The following is an 18,709-nucleotide window of genomic DNA, read 5'->3' as shown; positions in this document are numbered from 1 at the left end:
ATTGTGGAAACCCGCAATCGGCGACCCCGAGGGGTCGCCGGCGGTCGATCACAACAGGGCTTTGAGCAACTTGGCCATTTCAGATGGATTGCGTGTGATCTTGAACCCGCACTCTTCCATCACTGCCAATTTGGCGTCAGCGGTGTCGGCTCCGCCTGAAATCAGGGCGCCCGCGTGGCCCATGCGCTTGCCGGCAGGTGCAGTCACACCGGCAATGAAGCCGACGATGGGCTTTTTCATGTTCAGCTTGCACCAGCGCGCCGCTTCGGCTTCGTCCGGGCCCCCGATCTCGCCAATCATGATGACGGCGTCGGTATCCGGATCGTCATTGAAGGCTTGCATGATGTCGATGTGCTTGAGGCCATTGATGGGGTCGCCACCAATACCAACCGCGCTGGACTGGCCCAGACCGATTTCGGTCAACTGCGCCACGGCTTCGTAGGTCAGGGTGCCGGAACGGCTGACTACGCCAATACGACCTTTGCGGTGAATGTGACCGGGCATGATGCCGATCTTGATTTCGTCGGGCGTGATCAAGCCGGGACAATTCGGGCCCAGCAGCAGGGTTTTCTTGCCGCCAGCGGCTTCCTTGGCGCGCATTTTGTTACGCACTTCGAGCATGTCCTTGACCGGGATGCCTTCGGTGATGCAAATCGCCAGATCCAGATCGGCCTCAACCGCTTCCCAGATGGCTGCGGCAGCGCCTGCCGGTGGCACGTAGATCACCGACACGGTCGCGCCGGTGTCTTTCGCGGCTTCCTTGACCGACGCGTAGATTGGGATGTTGAAGATCGACTCGCCGGCCTTCTTGGGGTTCACGCCTGCGACGAAGCAGTTTTTGCCGTTGGCATATTCCTGGCACTTTTCAGTGTGGAATTGACCGGTCTTGCCAGTGATGCCTTGGGTGATGACTTTGGTGTCTTTGTTGATAAGAATTGACATGACGGTTCCTTATGCGGCGGCTTTGACGGCGGCAACCACTTTTTGAGCCGCATCGGCCATGGTGTCAGCACTGATGATGGGTAAACCAGACTCGGCAAGCATCTTCTTGCCCAGATCCTCGTTGGTGCCCTTCATACGCACAACCAGCGGCACATTCAGATTGGTGGCTTTGCAGGCCGTGATCACGCCGGTGGCGATGGTGTCGCACTTCATGATGCCACCAAAGATGTTGACCAGAATGGCCTTGACCTTGGGGTTCTTGAGCATGATCTTGAAGGCTTCGGTCACCTTCTCGGGGGTGGCACCGCCGCCCACGTCCAGGAAGTTGGCTGGCTCTGCGCCAAACAGCTTGATGGTGTCCATGGTGGCCATGGCCAGACCGGCACCATTGACCAGGCAACCGATGTCGCCGTCCAGGCTGATGTAGGCCAGGTCGAACTTGCTGGCTTCGACTTCAGCCGGATCTTCTTCATCCAGATCGCGGAAAGCCACGATTTCGGGGTGACGGAACAGGGCGTTGGCGTCAAAGTTGAACTTCGCGTCAATGGCCTTGATGTTGCCATTGCCCTCGAGAATCATCGGGTTGATTTCAACGAGTGAGGCGTCGGTGTCCATGTACACCTTGTAGACTTTTTGCAGCACCTCCGCGGCCTGTGCGGTGGAGCCAGCGGGCACGCCAATGGCGTCCGCGAGCTTCTTCGCCTGCGCGTCGGTCAAGCCGGTGGCCGGATCGACGATTTCGGTGATGATCTTTTCAGGGGTGGAATGGGCCACTTCCTCGATATCCATGCCGCCCTCGGAGGAAACGATCATGGCCACGCGTTGCGTGGCACGGTCGGTTACGGCCGACACGTAGTATTCTTTTTTGATGTCGGCGCCGTCTTCAATCAGGAGACGGCGGACTTTTTGACCCTCAGGGCCCGTCTGGTGCGTAACCAGCTGCATGCCCAGGATTTCGCCGGCGAGCTTTTTGACTTCGTCGATGGAGCGCGCCAGCTTGACGCCGCCGCCCTTGCCCCGCCCGCCCGCATGAATTTGCGCTTTGACAACCCAGACCGGGCCACCGAGCTTTTGTGCGGCTTCCACCGCTTCTTGGACGGTGAATGCCGGAATGCCGCGTGGCACCGGCACACCAGCTTGACGCAAGATTTCCTTGCCTTGGTATTCGTGAATCTTCATGAGGGCTCTCAGGAAAAGATAGTTTTTATCCGGCCACAAATTGTTACAACTTGACGTCCGGCACTGGACAATGCAGCCTTGGAATGTATCATGTTGCAACGCACCAATCTTTAGCGGGGCTTACACCGCAGTGACGAGCCCTCTGACGCACACCTACTATGCACAAGATTTTCATTGACGGCGAAGCCGGCACCACAGGCCTCCAGATTCGGGAGCGGCTGCACACCATGGCGGACATCGAGGTGGTCAGCATCGCCCCGGAATTGCGCAAGGACGCCGCGGCCAAACGCGCGCTGATGGCACAGGTGGATCTGGTCGTTCTTTGCCTGCATGACGAAGCTGCTATTGAATCCGTAGCGATGATTGACGATATGGCGAAAGCAACGGGCCAGATGGGCCCCAAAATTATCGACGCCTCTACCGCCCACCGAACAAATCCGGACTGGGTCTTTGGTTTTCCCGAACTCGTGCCCGGCCACGACAAGCTGGTGGCGCAATCACGTCGCGTTGCCAACCCTGGTTGCTATGCCACGGGTGCGATTGCGTTGATTCGTCCTTTGGTGGACGCGGGCCTGATCCCCAAGGATTTCCCATTGACGCTGCCATCGGTCAGCGGCTATTCGGGCGGCGGGCGCACCATGATCGAAGCCTATGAAAAAGGGGAAGCACCGGCTTTCGAGCTCTATGCCCTGGGCTTGAAACACAAGCATTTGCCTGAAATCATGAAATACACGGGCCTGCAGCGGCGCCCGGTGTTCATCCCCTCAGTGGGTAATTTCAAGCAAGGCATGCTGGTGCAACTGCCCCTAGATTTGAGCCTGCTACCAGGTCAGCCCAGCGCACAAGACCTGCACAGGGTGCTGGCGAAGCACTATCAGGGCAGTGAATGGGTCAGCGTGGAACCCGCCACAGCGGACAACAAACTGGATGCACTGGCCTTGGTCGATACCAACAAGATGGAACTGCGGGTGTTCGCCAACCAAGGCAGCGACGACGGGTTTCACCACGCTGTGCTGGTGGCTCGTCTGGACAATCTGGGCAAAGGCGCCAGTGGTGCTGCGGTGCAAAACTTGAAGTTGATGCTGGACTTGTAGCCCAGTCAGTCATCGAGCGCGCCCGCGACAACGCGTCGGATAACCTCCGCACCGAAACCCCGTGAGGCCAGAAAGCGCATTTGCTTGACGCGCTCGGCCGCATCGGCAGGGGCGTTGCCAAACTTTTTGCGCCAGACTTCTGCGGCGCGCTCCCGCTCGGTGACCTGCAGACTGGCCAGGGCCGCACTGACCGCCTGCGGGTCCAAGCCTTTGTCTTGCAACTCCTGCTTGATGCGCACCGTGCCGAGCTTGGCCGCCCGGCGGTGCAGCACCGATTCAATCACCCGCTGCTCATCAATGAAGCCCTTGGCCTGCAATTCATCCAGCGCGCGGGCCAGGGTGCCGGGTTCTTCTTCGAAACTCTTGAGCTTGCGCTCCAACTCGGCACGCGAGTGTTCGCGCACCGTGAGCAAGCGCAAGGCGCGGCCTTTCAGAGAGGGCTTGGCAAACGACATAGAACAACCTGTTGACATAGGATTCAGAAATCCATTGAGGAAACCAAATTCGCTATTATTTCAGTAGCTGACTGTGCTTATTTCACAGGGGCTGGGCACCTTTTTTACTTGCACCCTTGGCTTTGACCTCAGCTTCTTCCGTGCCCGCCAGCAATGGGATGCCCAGCGAGGCGCGTACCTTGTTCTCGATCTCGCGTGACAACTCGGGGTTCTCGCGCAGGAACTCGCGGGCGTTGTCGCGGCCCTGGCCGATTTTCTCGCCGTTGTAGGCATACCAGGCACCCGACTTGTCCAGGATGTTGGCGTTCACGCCCATGTCAATGATCTCGCCGTGGCGGCTGATGCCTTCGCCAAACAGGATATCGAACTCGGCCGTCTTGAACGGGGAGGCCACCTTGTTCTTGACGACTTTGACCTTGGTTTCATTGCCGATGGCGTCGTCGCCTTTCTTGATGGTGCCGGTACGGCGGATGTCCAGGCGCACCGAGGCGTAGAACTTCAGCGCATTGCCACCCGTGGTGGTTTCGGGTGAACCGAACATCACGCCGATTTTCATGCGGATCTGGTTGATGAAGATGACCATGCAGTTGGTCTTTTTGATGTGGGCGGTCAGCTTGCGCAGCGCCTGACTCATCAAGCGGGCCTGCAGACCGGGCAAGGAATCGCCCATTTCACCTTCCAACTCGGCCTTGGGCGTCAGGGCCGCAACCGAGTCGACCACGATCAGGTCCACTGCGCCAGAGCGCACCAGGCTGTCCACAATTTCCAGGGCCTGCTCGCCGGTGTCGGGCTGGCTGATCAACAGATCCTGCAGGTTCACACCCAGCTTTTGCGCGTACTGGATGTCCAGCGCGTGCTCGGCATCGACAAAAGCGCACTGGCCGCCCTGTTTTTGCATTTCGGCAATCACTTGCAGGGTCAAGGTGGTTTTACCGCTTGACTCCGGACCGTAGATTTCAACCACACGACCACGGGGCAAACCGCCCACGCCCAAGGCGATGTCCAGCCCCAGCGAGCCGGTGGAGACGACCTGAATGTCTTCAATCACCTCGCCTTCGCCCAGGCGCATGATGGTGCCCTTGCCGAATTGCTTCTCGATCTGGGCCAGGGCGACTTGCAGGGCCTTGGCTTTTTCGCTGTTGACGGGGCTTGGGGCTTTAACGGGTGCGTCCATGAAAATCTCCTTGAATATCAAATACTTGGCTAAAAATCGAACTTGACCCATGCCCTGCTTTTAACAACAGGCTGGATGCTTGAACAGTAGTTTAAACGGCCTTATTCAAATCTGTAAACAAATTTTTTAGTCAATTTGGCTTACTATTTAAGCCATGTCCAGCACTGAGCTTTCTTACCCGCATGACAGCTGGCGGCAGGCTCATCTGGGACACTGGATGGACCAGGCGCTGCAACGCTTTGACGCACGGGTCCTGTCCCTGATGTCCCGCAACGAAAATGTGCCGCTGGCCCTGTCCAACCTGGCCGCCCGAGGAAGCCTGAGCGCCTCCCACATCCACATCACGCGCCACTTGGCCTTGGAGGGCTCGCGCCTGACCGAACTCGCCCGGCGCGCCAGCATGAGCAAGCAAGCCATGGGCAAACTGGTTGACCAATGCGAAGCCTGGGGTCTGGTTTGCCGCATCGACGACCCGCGCGATGCCCGCGCCCGGCAGATTGTGTTCACACCGATCGGCCGTAGCTGGCTGAAAGCCTTTGAGCAGGCCGTGGCACAAGCGGAAGCCGAGCTGCGCGCGGCGGTCGGGGCCGAGGTGGCCACCGTCATTGCGATCGGCCTGGAAGCCTATGCCGCATGATCGTTGCCAGCTCTGAAACAAAAGCAACGAACTGGGCGCGGGCGCCTAGAATCGCCTCACAAGGGGAATGCCGCTGCCATGCGGCCATTGCCCACCATGGAGACAGACATGCGAATCCTGATTGCTGAAGATGATCAAGTTCTGGCCGACGGCTTGCTGCGCACCCTGCGCAGCTCAGGCGCTGCGGTCGACCACGTGGCCAGCGGGACCGAGGCGGATGCCGCGCTGATGACCAATACCGAGTTCGATCTGCTGATTCTGGACCTGGGCCTGCCCAAGATGCACGGGCTGGAGGTGCTGAAAAAGCTCCGCGCACGTGGCTCCTCGCTGCCAGTGCTGATCCTGACCGCCGCCGACAGCGTGGACGAACGCGTGAAGGGCCTGGACTACGGCGCCGATGACTACATGGCCAAGCCCTTCAGCCTGCAGGAGCTCGAAGCCCGCGTGCGCGCCTTGAGCCGCCGTGGCATGGGCTCGGCCAGCAGCACGATCAAGCATGGCCCCCTGATTTACGACCAGTCGGGCCGCGTCGCCACCATCGACGGCGTCATGGTCGAGCTGTCCGCCCGCGAGCTGGGTTTGCTGGAAGTGCTTCTGCAGCGCGCCGGCCGGCTGGTGAGCAAAGACCAGCTGGTGGAGCGCCTGTGCGAGTGGGGCGAGGAGGTGAGCAACAACGCTATCGAGGTGTACATCCACCGCCTGCGCAAGAAGATTGAAAAAGGCCCGATCCGCATCGCCACGGTGCGGGGCCTGGGCTACTGCCTGGAGAAGATACCGGGGTGAACATCTTTCACCGCGAACAGCGCTCGCTGTTTGGCGAAATTCTGGACTGGATGCTCACGCCACTGCTGCTGCTGTGGCCAGTCAGCCTGGTACTGACGTGGCTGATCGCACAAGGCATTGCCGCCAAGCCCTTTGACCGTGCGCTGGAGTACAACGTCACAGCGCTGGCACAGCTGATTACCGTTAACCACAACCGGGTCCAGTTCAGCCTGCCCCTGCCGGCCCGCGAACTGCTGCGCGCCGATGACTCGGACACCGTCTACTACCAGGTCCTCGGGGGGCAGGGCGAATTCCTGAGCGGGGAACGTGAGCTGCCATTGCCTTCGGAGGAAGAGAAGGAAAAGGCCGTTTTTGGCGAAGTTCGCATCCGCGACGCCGAAGTCCGGGGCGTGGATGTCAAAGTGGCCTACACCTGGGTCAAGCTGGCGCTGCCAGGCTCCAGACCGGCACTGGTGCAGGTGGCCGAAACCATGGAAAAACGCTCGGTGCTGGCTACAGAAATCGTCAAAGGCGTGATGTTGCCGCAGTTTGTCATCCTGCCCATGGCAGTGCTGCTGGTGTGGCTGGCGCTGGTGCAGGCCATCAAGCCGCTGAATGAACTCGAGGAACGCATCCGTGCCCGCAAGCCCGACGATCTGAGTCCCATCGACGCACAGGCCGTTCCTCTGGAAGTGGCCCCGCTGGTGTACTCGGTCAACGACTTGTTGCTGCGGCTCAAGGACTCGATCGCCACCCAAAAGCGCTTCCTGGCCGACGCGGCCCACCAACTCAAGACGCCCTTGGCAGGGCTGCGCATGCAGGCCGATCTGGCACAGCGCCAGGGTGCCAGCGCGGAGGAGCTGAAACAATCACTGCGCCAGATTGGCCGCTCCAGCATCAGGGCAACTCACACCGTCAACCAATTACTGGCGCTGGCCCGGGCAGAGAGCAGCGGCTCGGTGATGCCGCGCTACTCCTGCGATCTGGCCGATCTGACCATGGCGGTGGTGCGCGACAGCGTGCCGCGAGCGATCGAAAAGCGCATTGATCTGGGCTACGAAGGTACGCAACCCGGTGCACCCGGGGGACAACTGGCCGGCAACCCCACCCTGCTCAAGGAACTGATTCGCAACCTGGTGGACAACGCCATCAATTACACGCCCTCCAGCGTCGACAAGCCCGGCGTGATCACGGCGCGGGTACTGACCGACCCCTTTGGAAAAACATTGGTGCTGCAGGTAGAGGACTCCGGGCCGGGCGTTTCGCCTGCCGAGCGGGAATTGATTTTCCAACCCTTCTACCGCGCCCTGGGGACCGAAGCAGACGGCTCCGGGCTGGGCCTGCCGATCGTGATGGAAATTGCCCAACAACACAACGCCACCGTCATCCTGGAAGACACCCGACCCGGGCACACCCCACCGGGAGCCCGCTTCAGCGTGCGGTTTTTGGCGGAATCCATTACCACCGACGCAGGCACCTGAGACTCAACGGCAAGGTGCAAACGCCTTGCCGGACAACAAAGGTTTCAACTCCTCAAGCTGGGCCTTCAAGGCTTCATCGGCCGCAGGCACCCGCAGCAACATGCCACGCAACTCGGCGCGCTCCTGGACCACACGGGCGGTGCGCACACCGCGTCGATTCAAAGCCTCAAGGGCCGCGTTGGCCGCCGCCTGGGTGTCGAATCCACCCAGTGACAGACCCCACTCCAGGGTCGGGTTGATCAAGGGCTCAAATCTCAGATTCAGGTTGGCCAGTTCAGCACGCTTCTTGGCCAGGGCATCCGCATTCGGGTATTTGCCCATGTAAACAATCCAGCGCGCGGGCTCCACCACGGCATCCAGCAGCCAGGAGCCAACCGGCAAGGCCGCCTCCAGCACCGTCCGCACGGCGGCGCTCTGGGTGGCATCCAGCAGACCCGCCTGCAAGCATTCAGGCGGTTTGGCAACAACCCGTGATGCGGCTTCCGCCTGCCGCAGTTCCTGGGCTGTCAGCACGTGCAGGGCCTCGGGCTTGATTTGCTGGCGAAGACGCTGCGGCTCCGCCTGCGGCACCGGACCAAAATCGTAGGCCAGCAAAAAGCCTTGCGACCAGGCGAAATACAGGCCATTCATCAACACCAGCGCCAGGACAATGAAACGCACCATGGTTCTATCTACGTCCCGCTTAAAGGTGTTCGTAGGACGGCGGATTCACGGGGCGAACGCTGACCTCCGAACTGGTGACTTTCTTCAAGCCCTGTCCGGTATGCACCAGCAGGGCGCCGGAGCCGTCCACCCCCTGCGCAACACCGCTCAGGCCATCGCTCAGGGTCACGGTCAGGCCGCCCAGCGCATCACGCTCATTGAAGCGGGCCATGAAGGGCAAAAACCCATGTTGCTCGAATGCCTTGAGGGTGCGCACCAAGGGCGCGGCCACGCGCAACAAAGCCTGCGGCGCATCAATGCCCGGCAACACCTCAGCCAGCCAGGCAGGCGGGGTCGACAAACCTGTGGCCTCACGCTCCCGGATGTTGATACCGATTCCCACCACCGCGTAGCGAACACCGGGGTTATCGCCCAGGCTGACAGTCTCAATGAGGATGCCGGCCAGCTTGCGGTCATGCAACCAGAGGTCGTTGGGCCACTTCAAACGCAAATCCGGATGCAGGCTCTGCGCGACGCTGATCCCCACCGCCAGCGACAGACCGGACCAGTCCTGGGGTGCCAGGGGCAATCCCAGCGAAAACGTCAGGGACGATGTTGCCCCCACGCTTGCCACTTCGTGTGCTGCGCGGCCCGACGCGACGGCCTGCGCGCCCTCCGTGCCGCTGAACCACTGTCGTCCCAACCGGCCACGCCCGGCCGTCTGCTGCTCAGCCACCAGCAGCACGGGGTCCAGCTGTCCGGCACGGGCGCGACGCATCAGCTCGGTGTTGGTCGAATCAATCTGCGGCACGACCTCAACCGTAAATCCCGGCAAATCCGGCTCCACGGCCTCCCAGATGGCTTCTGCCGGCCAACGGATTGGCGGGTTTCCCTTCCTGATGCCTGCAGAATCGGCGCTGCTCATGGTGTTGTCTTCAGCGGCGGCCGCGCTTGGGTGCCAGCAGGGTGCCGCGGCAGTTTTTGGCGCCGCACCAGCAGGGGTACTCGGCCTTGAGTTTGGGCGTGTAGCGTTCGTCAATGATCAGACCGTAGTCGTAATTGAGTTCCTCGCCCGCAGGGATATTGCGCAGGGCCTTGATGAAGACACGCCCGCCTTCCTCGTCCGCCTCGCAGTTCGGGGCGCAGGAATGGTTGATCCAGCGGGAGGAATTGCCACCGTACAGGGCATCGATGACACGGTTTTCATCAATGTGGAAATAGAAGGTGTGGTTGGGGTCCTTGGGGTCGTGCGGATGGCGCTCCTGCGCCTCGGGCCAACTGATGACCTCGCCCACGTATTCGATGATGGTTTCGCCCTCGGCGATATCCTGCACCGCAAAAACGCCTTTTCCGTGAACGCCGGAGCGACGGGTTTGAATGCGGCGACTGGCGCCAGAGGCAGATTTTTTGCTCACTTTTGGACCGGGCTAAAAAAATTTGGTATGGTGAACTCGTATGGGCGCGTGTGTGCGCGCTCACGTGTGTGTGTGTGCGCCTGCGCGCACGCGAGAAACTGGATTGTAGTCAGATGAAAACTTTAGTTATCGCCGAGAAGCCTTCCGTCGCCCAAGACATCGTGCGGGCGCTTACGCCCAGCGTGGGCAAATTCGAAAAGCACGACGAGTATTTCGAGAGCGACACCTATGTCGTCTCCAGCGCCGTGGGCCACCTGGTGGAGATCCAGGCGCCCGAGGAATTTGACGTCAAGCGCGGCAAATGGAGCTTTGCCAACCTGCCGGTTATCCCGCCGCACTTCGACCTCAAACCGGTGGACAAGACCAAGACCCGCCTGAATGCCGTGGTCAAGCTGGCCAAGCGCAAGGACGTGGACAAGCTGGTGAACGCCTGCGACGCGGGGCGCGAGGGGGAGTTGATCTTCCGCCTGATCGAGCAATATGCTGGTGGTGCCAAACCGCTGGGCAAGCCAGTCAGTCGCCTGTGGCTCCAAAGCATGACACCGCAAGCCATTCGCGATGGCTTTGGCGCCCTGCGCACCAATGCACAAATGCAACCACTGGCCGATGCCGCGCGCTGCCGCTCCGAGGCCGATTGGCTGGTGGGCATCAACGGTACCCGGGCCATGACGGCATTCAACTCACGCGACGGTGGTTTCTTCCTGACCACCGTAGGCCGGGTACAGACGCCCACGCTCTCCGTGGTGGTGGAGCGTGAAGAACAGATCCGCAAATTCATCAGCCGCGACTACTGGGAAATTCACGCGTCCTTTGGCGCCCAGGCCGGTGAATACCCCGCCAAGTGGTTCAACCCCGCGCACAAGAAGGATGCCGACGACGCCGAGAAAAAGGCTGACCGCGTCTGGACCCAGCGCGAGGCACAGGCCATTGCCGACGCGGTACGCGGCCAACAGGCCACGGTGACGGAAGAAAGCAAGCCCACCACCCAGGCCTCCCCGTTGCTGTTTGACCTGACCAGTTTGCAGCGCGAGGCCAATGGCAAGTTCGGCTTCAGCGCCAAGACCACGCTCTCCATTGCGCAAAGCCTGTACGAACGCCACAAGGCCTTGACCTATCCACGGACCGACTCGCGCGCCCTGCCGGAAGATTACGTACCCGTGGTCAAGGACACCTTCACCATGCTGGCTGACAGCGGCATGAAGCACCTGGCGCCTTTCGCGGCCACCGCGATCAAGGGCAATTACGTCAAACCCAGCAAACGCATTTTTGACAATGCCAAGGTCTCGGATCACTTTGCCATCATCCCGACACTGCAGGCGCCCAGCGGCCTGTCGGAGGCCGAGCAAAAGATTTATGACCTGGTGGTGCGCCGCTTCATGGCGGTGTTTTTCCCCAGTGCGGAATACCAGGTCACCACGCGAATCACGACCGCGGCCAACCACGCCTTCAAAACCGAAGGCAAGGTGCTGGTCAAGCCGGGATGGCTCGCCATTTACGGCAAAGAGGCTGCCGAAGAAGTGGCCGACGCCAAGGACGGCGACAAGGGGCAAAGCCTGGTGCCCGTAGCCCCCGGCGAGAAAGTGAAGACTGAAACCGTAGAGCCCAAGGCCCTCAAAACCCGCCCTCCAGCGCGCTATTCGGAAGCCACCTTGCTGGGTGCCATGGAAGGCGCGGGCAAGACCGTGGAAGACGACGAACTGCGCGAAGCCATGCAGGAAAAGGGCCTGGGCACACCTGCCACCCGCTCCAGCATCATCGAAGGCTTGATTGCCGAGAAATACATGCTGCGCGAAGGCCGGGAGTTGATTCCTACGGCCAAAGCCTTCCAGCTGATGACGCTGCTTCGCGGCCTGGACGTGCAGGAACTGACCAAGGCGGAATTGACCGGTGAATGGGAATACAAGCTGGCGCAAATGGAGCACGGCAAGCTCAGCCGCGAATCCTTCATGGCGGAGATTGCCGCCATGACCGAGCGCATGGTGAAAAAAGCCAAGGAATACGACCGCGACACCATCCCCGGTGACTACGCCACCTTGAGCGCCCCGTGCCCCAACTGCGGTGGCATCGTCAAGGAAAACTACCGCCGCTACACCTGCACCGGCAAATCCGGGACCGAGGAGGGTTGCGGCTTCTCCTTCGGCAAGACCCCGGCTGGCCGTACCTTCGAGGTGGCGGAAGTGGAGCAGTTCCTGCGCGACAAGAAGATTGGCCCACTGGACGGCTTCCGCTCCAAGGCGGGCTGGCCCTTCACCGCCGAAATGATCATCAAGTTCGACGAGGAGACCAAGAACTACAAGCTGGAATTCGATTTTGGCGACGACAGGAAGGGGGAAGAAAGTGGCGAGCTGATTGACTTCACCGGTCAGGAATCGCTCGGCGCCTGCCCCAAATGCGGTAGCGCCGTGTTCGAACACGGCAAGAGCTATGTTTGCGAGAAGTCAGTCCCCACACACGCGCAAGCCACGCCCAGTTGTGACTTCAAGAGCGGCCAGATCATCCTGCAACAGCCCATTGTGCGTGAGCAGATGAGCAAGTTGCTGGAGACTGGCAAGACCGATCTGCTGGACAAGTTTGTCTCCATGCGCACGCGCCGGGGCTTCAAGGCCATGCTGGCCTGGGACGCCGAAGCCGGCAAGGTGAACTTTGAGTTTGCACCGTCCAAGTTTCCGCCGCGCAAGACGGCTGCCAAAACCGTAAAAGCGCCTGCAAAGAAAGCGCCAAGCGCCAAAGCGACGGCCAAGCCCGCTACCAAAACAGCCAAGCCCAAGGCGCCGCGCAAAACGACAGCCGCCAGTGGCAAGCTACCCAGCGCGGAGCTGGCGGCCGTGATTGGTGCAGAACCGGTCGCCCGCACCGAAGTCATCAAGAAGCTGTGGGATTACATCAAGGCCAACAAACTGCAGGACGCCACCAACAAGCGCGCCATCAATGCGGACGCCAGGTTGTTGGCCGTGTTCGGCAAGCCGCAGGTGACGATGTTCGAGTTGGCAGGCATCGTTGGCAAGCACCTGAGCTGAGAGACACTCACGAGGCGGGCCGCCAGCGATGGCGTGACGGCCCGTCTGGACAAGTTCAGTGCATGAACCTGCCACCACGCCCAATGATGGTCAGATCGGTGAAGTTGGAGCCCTGATGGTCCTTGGCGCTGTAGTTGACGGTGAAACCGCCCAGGTTCACATCCCGCATCGACTCCAGCGCGCTGATCAGTCCATCGCGCGTCAGGTTTTTCCCGGTGCGGCGCAGGCCTTCGGTGAGCACGCGCGCGGTGATGTAGCCTTCCAGACTTGAAAAGTCAAAGTCTTTTTGCCCCGCTTCGATCATGCGTTGCTGGTACTCACGTACCACTGCGGACTTGCCTGCAAAAGGAAACGGCACCACCTGCGAAATCACCACGCCCTGGCCCGCATCGCCCAGTTCCTCAGCCAGCGCGGTAGAGCCAACAAAGCTGACGTTGAAAAACTGACCGCCATAGCCCTTGGCCCGGGCCTGCTTGATGAAAGCGGCACAGGCCTTGTAAGCCCCGACTTGCACCACCGCCTCAGGCTCTGCTTTCAGAATCTCCACCAGCGCCTTGGCCACATCCACCGTGTTGCGCTCCACCGTGCTGATCGCCACCGGCTTGAGTTTGCGTTTGTCCAGGGCACGTGTCACGCCTTCCAGACCGGCCTTGCCGTAGGCATCGTTCTGGTAAAAAACTGCGATCTTTTTGACGCCCAGAGTGGTCAGATGCTGAATGATGCTTTCCGTCTCGTCAAAGTAGCTGGCCCGCACATGAAATACCTGCCGGTTGAAAGGCTCGCGCAGCGCCTGTGCACCCGTGAACATGCCCACCAGAGGTACCTGTTCTTCGGTCAGGATCGGCAATGCGGCCAAACCGGTCGGCGTACCCACGGAGCCTGCCAGGGCAAACACCTTGTCCTCATTGATCAGCGCCTTGACCGCCGCCACCGCTTTCTCCGGCTCATAGCCGTCGTCCCGCGTCACCAACCTGATCGTGCGGCCATTGACACCCCCCTGTGCGTTGATGGCCTTGAAATAGGTTTGCATACCAAGCTGCATGCGCAGTCCCAATTGAGCCGCCGGACCGCTGATGACGGCGAACTGGCCAATGACGATCTCTTTGTCGGTCACGCCGTTCTCGGCCGACGCCAGCGAGGCGATACAGACCATGGCCAGTGCGGCCAGCTTTTTGATGCGGTTCATGGAATTCCCCTTGGTCTCAATACGTCTTGAAAAACGCAAGACTAACTGAATTCCCGTTATTTATCGACGGGGATTTGCAACCGGCCTGTTACCGACCCGGCTCCGCGGGCTCTTCCACCTGCCCGTCGATGTAGTACCACCGCCCCGCTTCCCGCACAAAACGGCTGGTTTCGTGCATGCGCTGCGCCCGTCCGCCGTCGCGACAACGCGCCACAAACTCCACCACCCCGGCGTCACCCGCCGACTGTGCATGGCGCACTTCGAGCCCCAGCCACTTGACCGGCGCGAGCTCCAGTTCGCCCGGCGCCGTGGAGGGATGCCAGGTGGCCAGCAGGTAATCAATCAGGCCCAAGACATAGGCGCTGTAACGCGAGCGCATCAGCGCCTCGGGCGTGGGGGCGTGCACGCCTTCGTTCAGCCCCGCGTGCCACTGACCGCAACACGCTGCGTAAGGCTCGCCGCTTTCGCACGGGCAGGGGGCGTGAGCAGGATGCAGGTTTTTCTTCATGGCGCAATGGTATCGCGGGGGCTGCAAGCGCAGATCTTGAGTTTCAATTCTGCCTGCCGGCTCATGCAGGGTTCCCCCATACATTGACAAACTGATTTTCATTCGGTCTTGGCTTGAACGGTCTTTTCGATTCAACCGTACCGACATTCAAGAAGCAGATGGCGCGTTCCGTAAGGCGCAAACCCAGGCTGTCTCGCAGGCAGTTGGATTTCAGCGCTTTCCCGCTTGTCAGCGCCGTGCCGTAGCCCATTGCTGTTGCAAGCAGCAGAATGCTTTGAACAGCGCATCCGGCAGCCAGAACACGCTCGCAAGCATCAATTTCGTGCGCTGGCTCTCCTTCGTCAACAATGAGAAGCATCAGAAATGGCGCATGAAAGGCCTTTTCTCGGGCTCGACAAACTTGCTCAAGAGTTGCACTCGCGTCCCGCTCCAGGAGGGCTTGCGCAAACAGATCGCCCAACTCGGAGCGCCTACTCTTGGGAATGATCAGGAGTCGCCATGGATTTATCTGACCATGGTCTGGCGCACAAGCCGCCGCCTGAAAGAGTTGGCTGACTTGCTGCTCTTGCGGCCCAGGCTCCATCAGTCTCTTTGGCGATACCGTTTGACGCCACGCAATCAATTGCGCCACAGCCTCTGCTTGATCATGTGATTTATGCGCCATTGCGATCGAGCAGACCCACCTTGCTCTTGATCGGCTTGTATTTTTCGTGGTCTGGCAGTGGCGGCTTTTGCGTGGCAAGGATGGGCCACTTTCCGCTTGCGGCAATCTCGGCATTGACTTCCAGGAACTGAAGCTGATCTATTGGCAGATCATCATCGGCAAAGATGGCCTCCACTGGACACTCTGGCACGCACACACCGCAGTCTATGCAGCCGCTGGGGTCAATCACCAGAAAGTTCGGCCCCTCCATGAAGCAATCGACAGGGCAGACTGACACGCAGTCGGTGTATTTGCATTGGATGCAGGATTCGGTAACGACAAAGGTCATGATCTTGTTTCCTTTCTGTTTACTTCTCGACAAAGGCGCGCTCAATGACGTAGCTACCCTGCTTTTGCATGGAGCCTTCATCGAATCCTCGTCGGTGCAGAATCTCCACCAGATCGGCTAACACCCCGGGGTTGCCGCATACCATCACGCGGTCGTGCAATGGATCGATGGCAGGTAGCCCGAGTTCGCGTTCGATATTTCCTGATTCCAGCAAGTCGGTGATACGACCCTGCTGCACAAACGGCTCCCGCGTCGCGGTGGGGAAGTAACGCAGCTTTTGCTGAACTGCCTCGCCGAGGTATTCGTGCATGGGCAAGGTCTCCTTGATGTCATCGTGGTAGCCCAACTCGCTGACATACCGCACCCCATGGACCAGAACGATGTGCTCATAGGCGTCGTAATAGTCCGGGTCGCGCACGATGCTCATGAAAGGCGCCAGGCCAGTTCCTGTGCTCAGGAGGTAAAGGTTGCGACCAGGGCGCAAGTTGTCTTTGATCAGCGTCCCCGTCGGCTTACGCCCCACCAATAGCGTGTCACCCACCTGCAGGTGCTGCAAATGCGAGGTCAGGGGACCGTTCTGCACCTTGATACTGTAGAACTCCAGATGCTCCTCGTAATGCGGACTGACGATGCTGTAGGCGCGCAGCAAAGGGCGCCCCTGGATCTCCAGACCAATCATCACGAACTGGCCAGACTGGAAGCGCAGCCCGGAATTGCGTGTGGTTGTGAAGCTGAAAAGCGTGTCATTCCAATGGTGGACGCTGAGCACTGTCTCCTTAAGGAGTGCGGGACTGCTGCTTGAACTCATGAGGTGCTTGGGGTCTCAAAGGGCTAAATTGATCCCCGCGCCGCTTCAATACAGCGCGAGGGGCGGTGACAAATGCAGGATGCGAAAGCTCAGGCAGTGACGGGCGCCGACGTGGGAATTCGCTCAATGCGCGCCGGCACCCGTTTGTGCCAAGGTGTTCCGGCAATAGGGTCCCGTTCCATGACGCCCGTCAGCTCGTTGAGAGACACACCTTTGCGCTCGACCACACCATCGGCGCGGCGATAGTCCAAGCCCAGGCCGTTGGGTAATGAAACATGCCCGGATTGAAGTGCTTCGGACAGCTCCACTTCAGCATCGGCGCTTCCACGGCGTGTGGTGACCCGGACCCAATCCCCCGCCTGGCACCCCAACTCGGCCGCATCCTGGGGAGAAATACGCAGGGTTCCAAAGGGACCCTTCTTGTGCCAAGTGCTGTCCCGGAACGTCGTATTGGAGGTTTCGGTACGGCGTTCGCCGGCAGAGAGTACGAATGGGTACTGCGCATCCACTGCAGGACCACCTTGCGCCAGTTTCTCAATTTCCGGCAGCAACTCCGGAATCCAAAGATTGATTCTTTGACCTGGAAGGCGCACCGCCTTCCAGCTGTGGCTGTATTCGGTATCGGCATAGACCACTCCCGAGGGACTACCCACAATGGCTTTGAACAAACGGTTGGCCGCCAATAGGGAGTGGCCGCCAAAACCGGCACGAGCGGCCGCCTGCGGTTGCTGGCGAACGTACATCTGGCAAATTCCCCACAGCGATGCTCCAGCCTCCATACCCTTTGGCATATATGGCCCCAGGGTTCGATATAGCACCACCGGGGCATTGCGGGCCACACGCTTGTCGCGCATGGATTTCCACCCAAAAGCCAAGGCGTAAGGAAGCAGTCCCCAGCGAGCGGCCTTGCGCAGCAATCCATATTGCGCAGGCCCCACGGCTCCAAGTGCCTCTACCAAGCGTGCGTGGATTTCTGCTTCGGTCAAAGTGCCTTTGCGCTGTTCGAATAGCGGTTGCCGCAGATGAAATCCGTTTTTGGGAACTTCAATATTGAAAAAAGTGGCTTCTGCTTTTTCAAAGGCACTGGAGGCCGGAAGCACATAGTCGGCCTGTTGGGCAGTTTCCGTCATCGCCACATCAATCACCACGCTCAGCTCCAGGGCACGCAGGGCTTCGCGCATCTTCTGGCTATCGGCCAGTGAATGCACTGGATTGGAGCTTTCGATGAACATGGCACGCAAGCGCTTGGGATGATCCGTGAGAATTTCCTCCGGAATCACGTTACAAGGAATCAAGCCCATGATGATCTTGGAGCCCGTCACCGGGCTGGTTCGACCGGCCTTCGGCACACCCGTGGCAGATTTCGGCGCTTTCTTGGCTTGGTCGCGGCCCGAATGAGACAAATTGAGGAAGGGTACGAAGGCATTGTTGGTGCCCGGGCGGCCATAGTGCCCGGTCAACAGCCAAACCAGACGGTTCAGATAGCTGTTGAGTGTGGAGTGGATGTTCATCTGCACACCCAGATCCTCCAGCATGGAGACGCTCTTAGCCTGCGCGATACAACGCGTCGCACTGCGTAGTAAGGCCTCGTCAACGCCGCAAATTTGGGCATACCGTGAAACAGGTATACGTCGTAACACAGCGACGATGTCATTGAGCCCGGTCGTGTGCTCTTCGTGCCACGCCATTGGCACAAGGCCCTCCTGGACGATGATCGCCGTCATGGCGGCAAGACACCAGGCATCAGTTCCCGGCTTCACCGCCAGGTGGTAGTCGGCCATCTCGGCAGTCTCTGTCTTGCAGGGGTCAATGACGATGATGAAACGGTTCGGATCCTTTTGCATGTCGCGCAGAATCACGCGGGATCTTGCGAAGCCGTGAGACTGCCAAGGGTTCTTGCCGAGGAAGACCGCAACCTCGGCATGCTCAAAATCACAATGCACGCCTGAGCCCATCATCTTGCCCTGCACCCAAGCCTCACCCGTTTTCTCCTGCGCCAGCGCATTGGAGCGGTACTGGATTCCCAATGCCTTGATCGTGCTGTCTGCGTACGTGCCGCCCAAGTGGTTGCCCTGACTGCCGCCGCCATAGTAGAGAATGCTTTCACCGCCGTACTTGGATTTGATGGCAGCAAATTTCTCCGCGATTTCGCCGATCGCCGTATCCCAGTCAATCGCCTCATAGCTTCCATCAGCTCGCCTGCGCATGGGGGAAGACAGTCGGTCAGCGCCGTTCTGGTAATAGTCCATGCGCTGCGCCTTCTCGCACAGGTATCCGTGGGAAATAGGGTGCTCCTTATCTGCACGAATGCGGATGATCCGCGGACCCTTGGTCTGGACTTCAAGACCACAATTGAGCGCGCAGATGATGCATGCCGTTTTTTTCCACTCTGTCGACTCAGGACTGCTCATATGTCA

Annotated in this window: 18 protein-coding genes; 5 read left to right on the top strand and 13 right to left on the bottom strand. The window is 59.8% G+C overall.

The genetic code is table 11. The annotated features are described in order from the left end of the window. Window positions 1-48: 48 nt before the first annotated feature. Window positions 49-942 (bottom strand): succinate--CoA ligase subunit alpha, encoded by an 894-nt coding sequence (gene sucD / locus IV109_RS12800; protein ID WP_296697012.1) that lies wholly within the window; start codon window positions 940-942, stop codon window positions 49-51. A gap of 9 nt (window positions 943-951) precedes the next feature. Beyond that, complete coding sequence (gene sucC / locus IV109_RS12795) at window positions 952-2,121, bottom strand: ADP-forming succinate--CoA ligase subunit beta (RefSeq protein ID WP_296697010.1); 1,170 nt, start codon at window positions 2,119-2,121, stop codon at window positions 952-954. A 158-nt stretch (window positions 2,122-2,279) separates the two neighbouring features. Between sucC and argC the strand changes: the two genes are divergently transcribed. Then, entirely contained in the window at window positions 2,280-3,215 is a 936-nt protein-coding gene (gene argC / locus IV109_RS12790; protein WP_296697008.1) for an N-acetyl-gamma-glutamyl-phosphate reductase, read from the top strand. A 5-nt stretch (window positions 3,216-3,220) separates the two neighbouring features. Here argC and recX read toward each other — a convergent pair whose 3' ends face one another. Both recX and recA read right to left on the bottom strand, forming a co-directional pair. After that, window positions 3,221-3,670, bottom strand: coding sequence for a recombination regulator RecX (gene recX / locus IV109_RS12785; RefSeq protein ID WP_296697006.1), 450 nt, complete (start codon window positions 3,668-3,670; stop codon window positions 3,221-3,223). A gap of 82 nt (window positions 3,671-3,752) precedes the next feature. Next, window positions 3,753-4,844, bottom strand: a complete 1,092-nt coding sequence (gene recA, locus IV109_RS12780; protein WP_296697004.1) for a recombinase RecA — start codon at window positions 4,842-4,844, stop codon at window positions 3,753-3,755. 154 nt (window positions 4,845-4,998) lie between these two features. Between recA and IV109_RS12775 the strand changes: the two genes are divergently transcribed. The 3 genes from IV109_RS12775 to IV109_RS12765 all read left to right on the top strand — a co-directional run bounded on the left by IV109_RS12775 (window position 4,999) and on the right by IV109_RS12765 (window position 7,724). Further along, window positions 4,999-5,481 carry a MarR family transcriptional regulator gene (locus IV109_RS12775; protein WP_296697002.1) on the top strand — a complete coding sequence of 161 codons (483 nt, stop codon included), beginning with the start codon at window positions 4,999-5,001 and terminating at the stop codon, window positions 5,479-5,481. A gap of 108 nt (window positions 5,482-5,589) precedes the next feature. Next, complete coding sequence (locus tag IV109_RS12770) at window positions 5,590-6,264, top strand: response regulator transcription factor (protein ID WP_296697000.1); 675 nt, start codon at window positions 5,590-5,592, stop codon at window positions 6,262-6,264. Next, a complete protein-coding gene (locus IV109_RS12765) occupies window positions 6,261-7,724 on the top strand; it encodes a sensor histidine kinase (protein ID WP_296696997.1) in 1,464 nt (487 codons plus the stop codon). Before IV109_RS12770 ends, IV109_RS12765 begins: the two co-directional genes overlap by 4 nt. Window positions 7,725-7,727: 3 nt before the next feature. Here the strand turns inward: IV109_RS12765 and IV109_RS12760 are convergent, their stop codons facing one another. Genes IV109_RS12760 through IV109_RS12750 form a run of 3 tightly spaced genes read right to left on the bottom strand, consistent with a single transcriptional unit; the run spans window position 7,728 to window position 9,781 of the window. Beyond that, complete coding sequence (locus IV109_RS12760; protein ID WP_296696994.1) at window positions 7,728-8,387, bottom strand: SPOR domain-containing protein; 660 nt, start codon at window positions 8,385-8,387, stop codon at window positions 7,728-7,730. A 19-nt stretch (window positions 8,388-8,406) separates the two neighbouring features. Further along, a complete protein-coding gene (locus IV109_RS12755; protein WP_296696993.1) occupies window positions 8,407-9,291 on the bottom strand; it encodes a biotin--[acetyl-CoA-carboxylase] ligase in 885 nt (294 codons plus the stop codon). A 10-nt stretch (window positions 9,292-9,301) separates the two neighbouring features. Next, window positions 9,302-9,781: an SET domain-containing protein-lysine N-methyltransferase gene (locus tag IV109_RS12750; protein ID WP_296696991.1), complete on the bottom strand. Its 480-nt coding sequence runs from the start codon at window positions 9,779-9,781 to the stop codon at window positions 9,302-9,304. A gap of 113 nt (window positions 9,782-9,894) precedes the next feature. Between IV109_RS12750 and IV109_RS12745 the strand changes: the two genes are divergently transcribed. Continuing rightward, window positions 9,895-12,798, top strand: coding sequence for a DNA topoisomerase III (locus tag IV109_RS12745; protein ID WP_296696989.1), 2,904 nt, complete (start codon window positions 9,895-9,897; stop codon window positions 12,796-12,798). A 55-nt stretch (window positions 12,799-12,853) separates the two neighbouring features. On the opposite strand, the gene IV109_RS12740 is transcribed toward IV109_RS12745, so the two are convergent. From IV109_RS12740 to IV109_RS12715, 6 genes are all read right to left on the bottom strand, one after another. After that, on the bottom strand, window positions 12,854-13,984 hold the full coding sequence (locus IV109_RS12740; protein ID WP_296696986.1) for an ABC transporter substrate-binding protein: 1,131 nt from the start codon (window positions 13,982-13,984) through the stop codon (window positions 12,854-12,856). Window positions 13,985-14,072: 88 nt separating this feature from the next. Further along, complete coding sequence (locus tag IV109_RS12735; protein ID WP_296697155.1) at window positions 14,073-14,492, bottom strand: YchJ family protein; 420 nt, start codon at window positions 14,490-14,492, stop codon at window positions 14,073-14,075. 61 nt (window positions 14,493-14,553) lie between these two features. Then, window positions 14,554-15,123, bottom strand: coding sequence for a nitroreductase family protein (locus tag IV109_RS12730; protein ID WP_296696984.1), 570 nt, complete (start codon window positions 15,121-15,123; stop codon window positions 14,554-14,556). Window positions 15,124-15,145: 22 nt separating this feature from the next. Further along, window positions 15,146-15,484: a ferredoxin FdxA gene (gene fdxA / locus IV109_RS12725; protein WP_296696982.1), complete on the bottom strand. Its 339-nt coding sequence runs from the start codon at window positions 15,482-15,484 to the stop codon at window positions 15,146-15,148. Window positions 15,485-15,503: 19 nt separating this feature from the next. After that, window positions 15,504-16,292, bottom strand: a complete 789-nt coding sequence (locus tag IV109_RS12720; protein WP_296696981.1) for a ferredoxin--NADP reductase — start codon at window positions 16,290-16,292, stop codon at window positions 15,504-15,506. Between the two features lie 89 nt (window positions 16,293-16,381). Then, window positions 16,382-18,703, bottom strand: coding sequence for a molybdopterin-dependent oxidoreductase (locus IV109_RS12715; RefSeq protein WP_296696978.1), 2,322 nt, complete (start codon window positions 18,701-18,703; stop codon window positions 16,382-16,384). Window positions 18,704-18,709: the final 6 nt, after the last annotated feature.

Source organism: Rhodoferax sp. (assembly GCF_018780565.1).
Taxonomy (GTDB): Bacteria; Pseudomonadota; Gammaproteobacteria; order Burkholderiales; family Burkholderiaceae_C; genus Rhodoferax.
The sequence above is the reverse complement of the archived record's forward strand: the minus strand, read 5'-3'. Positions and strand labels throughout refer to the sequence as shown.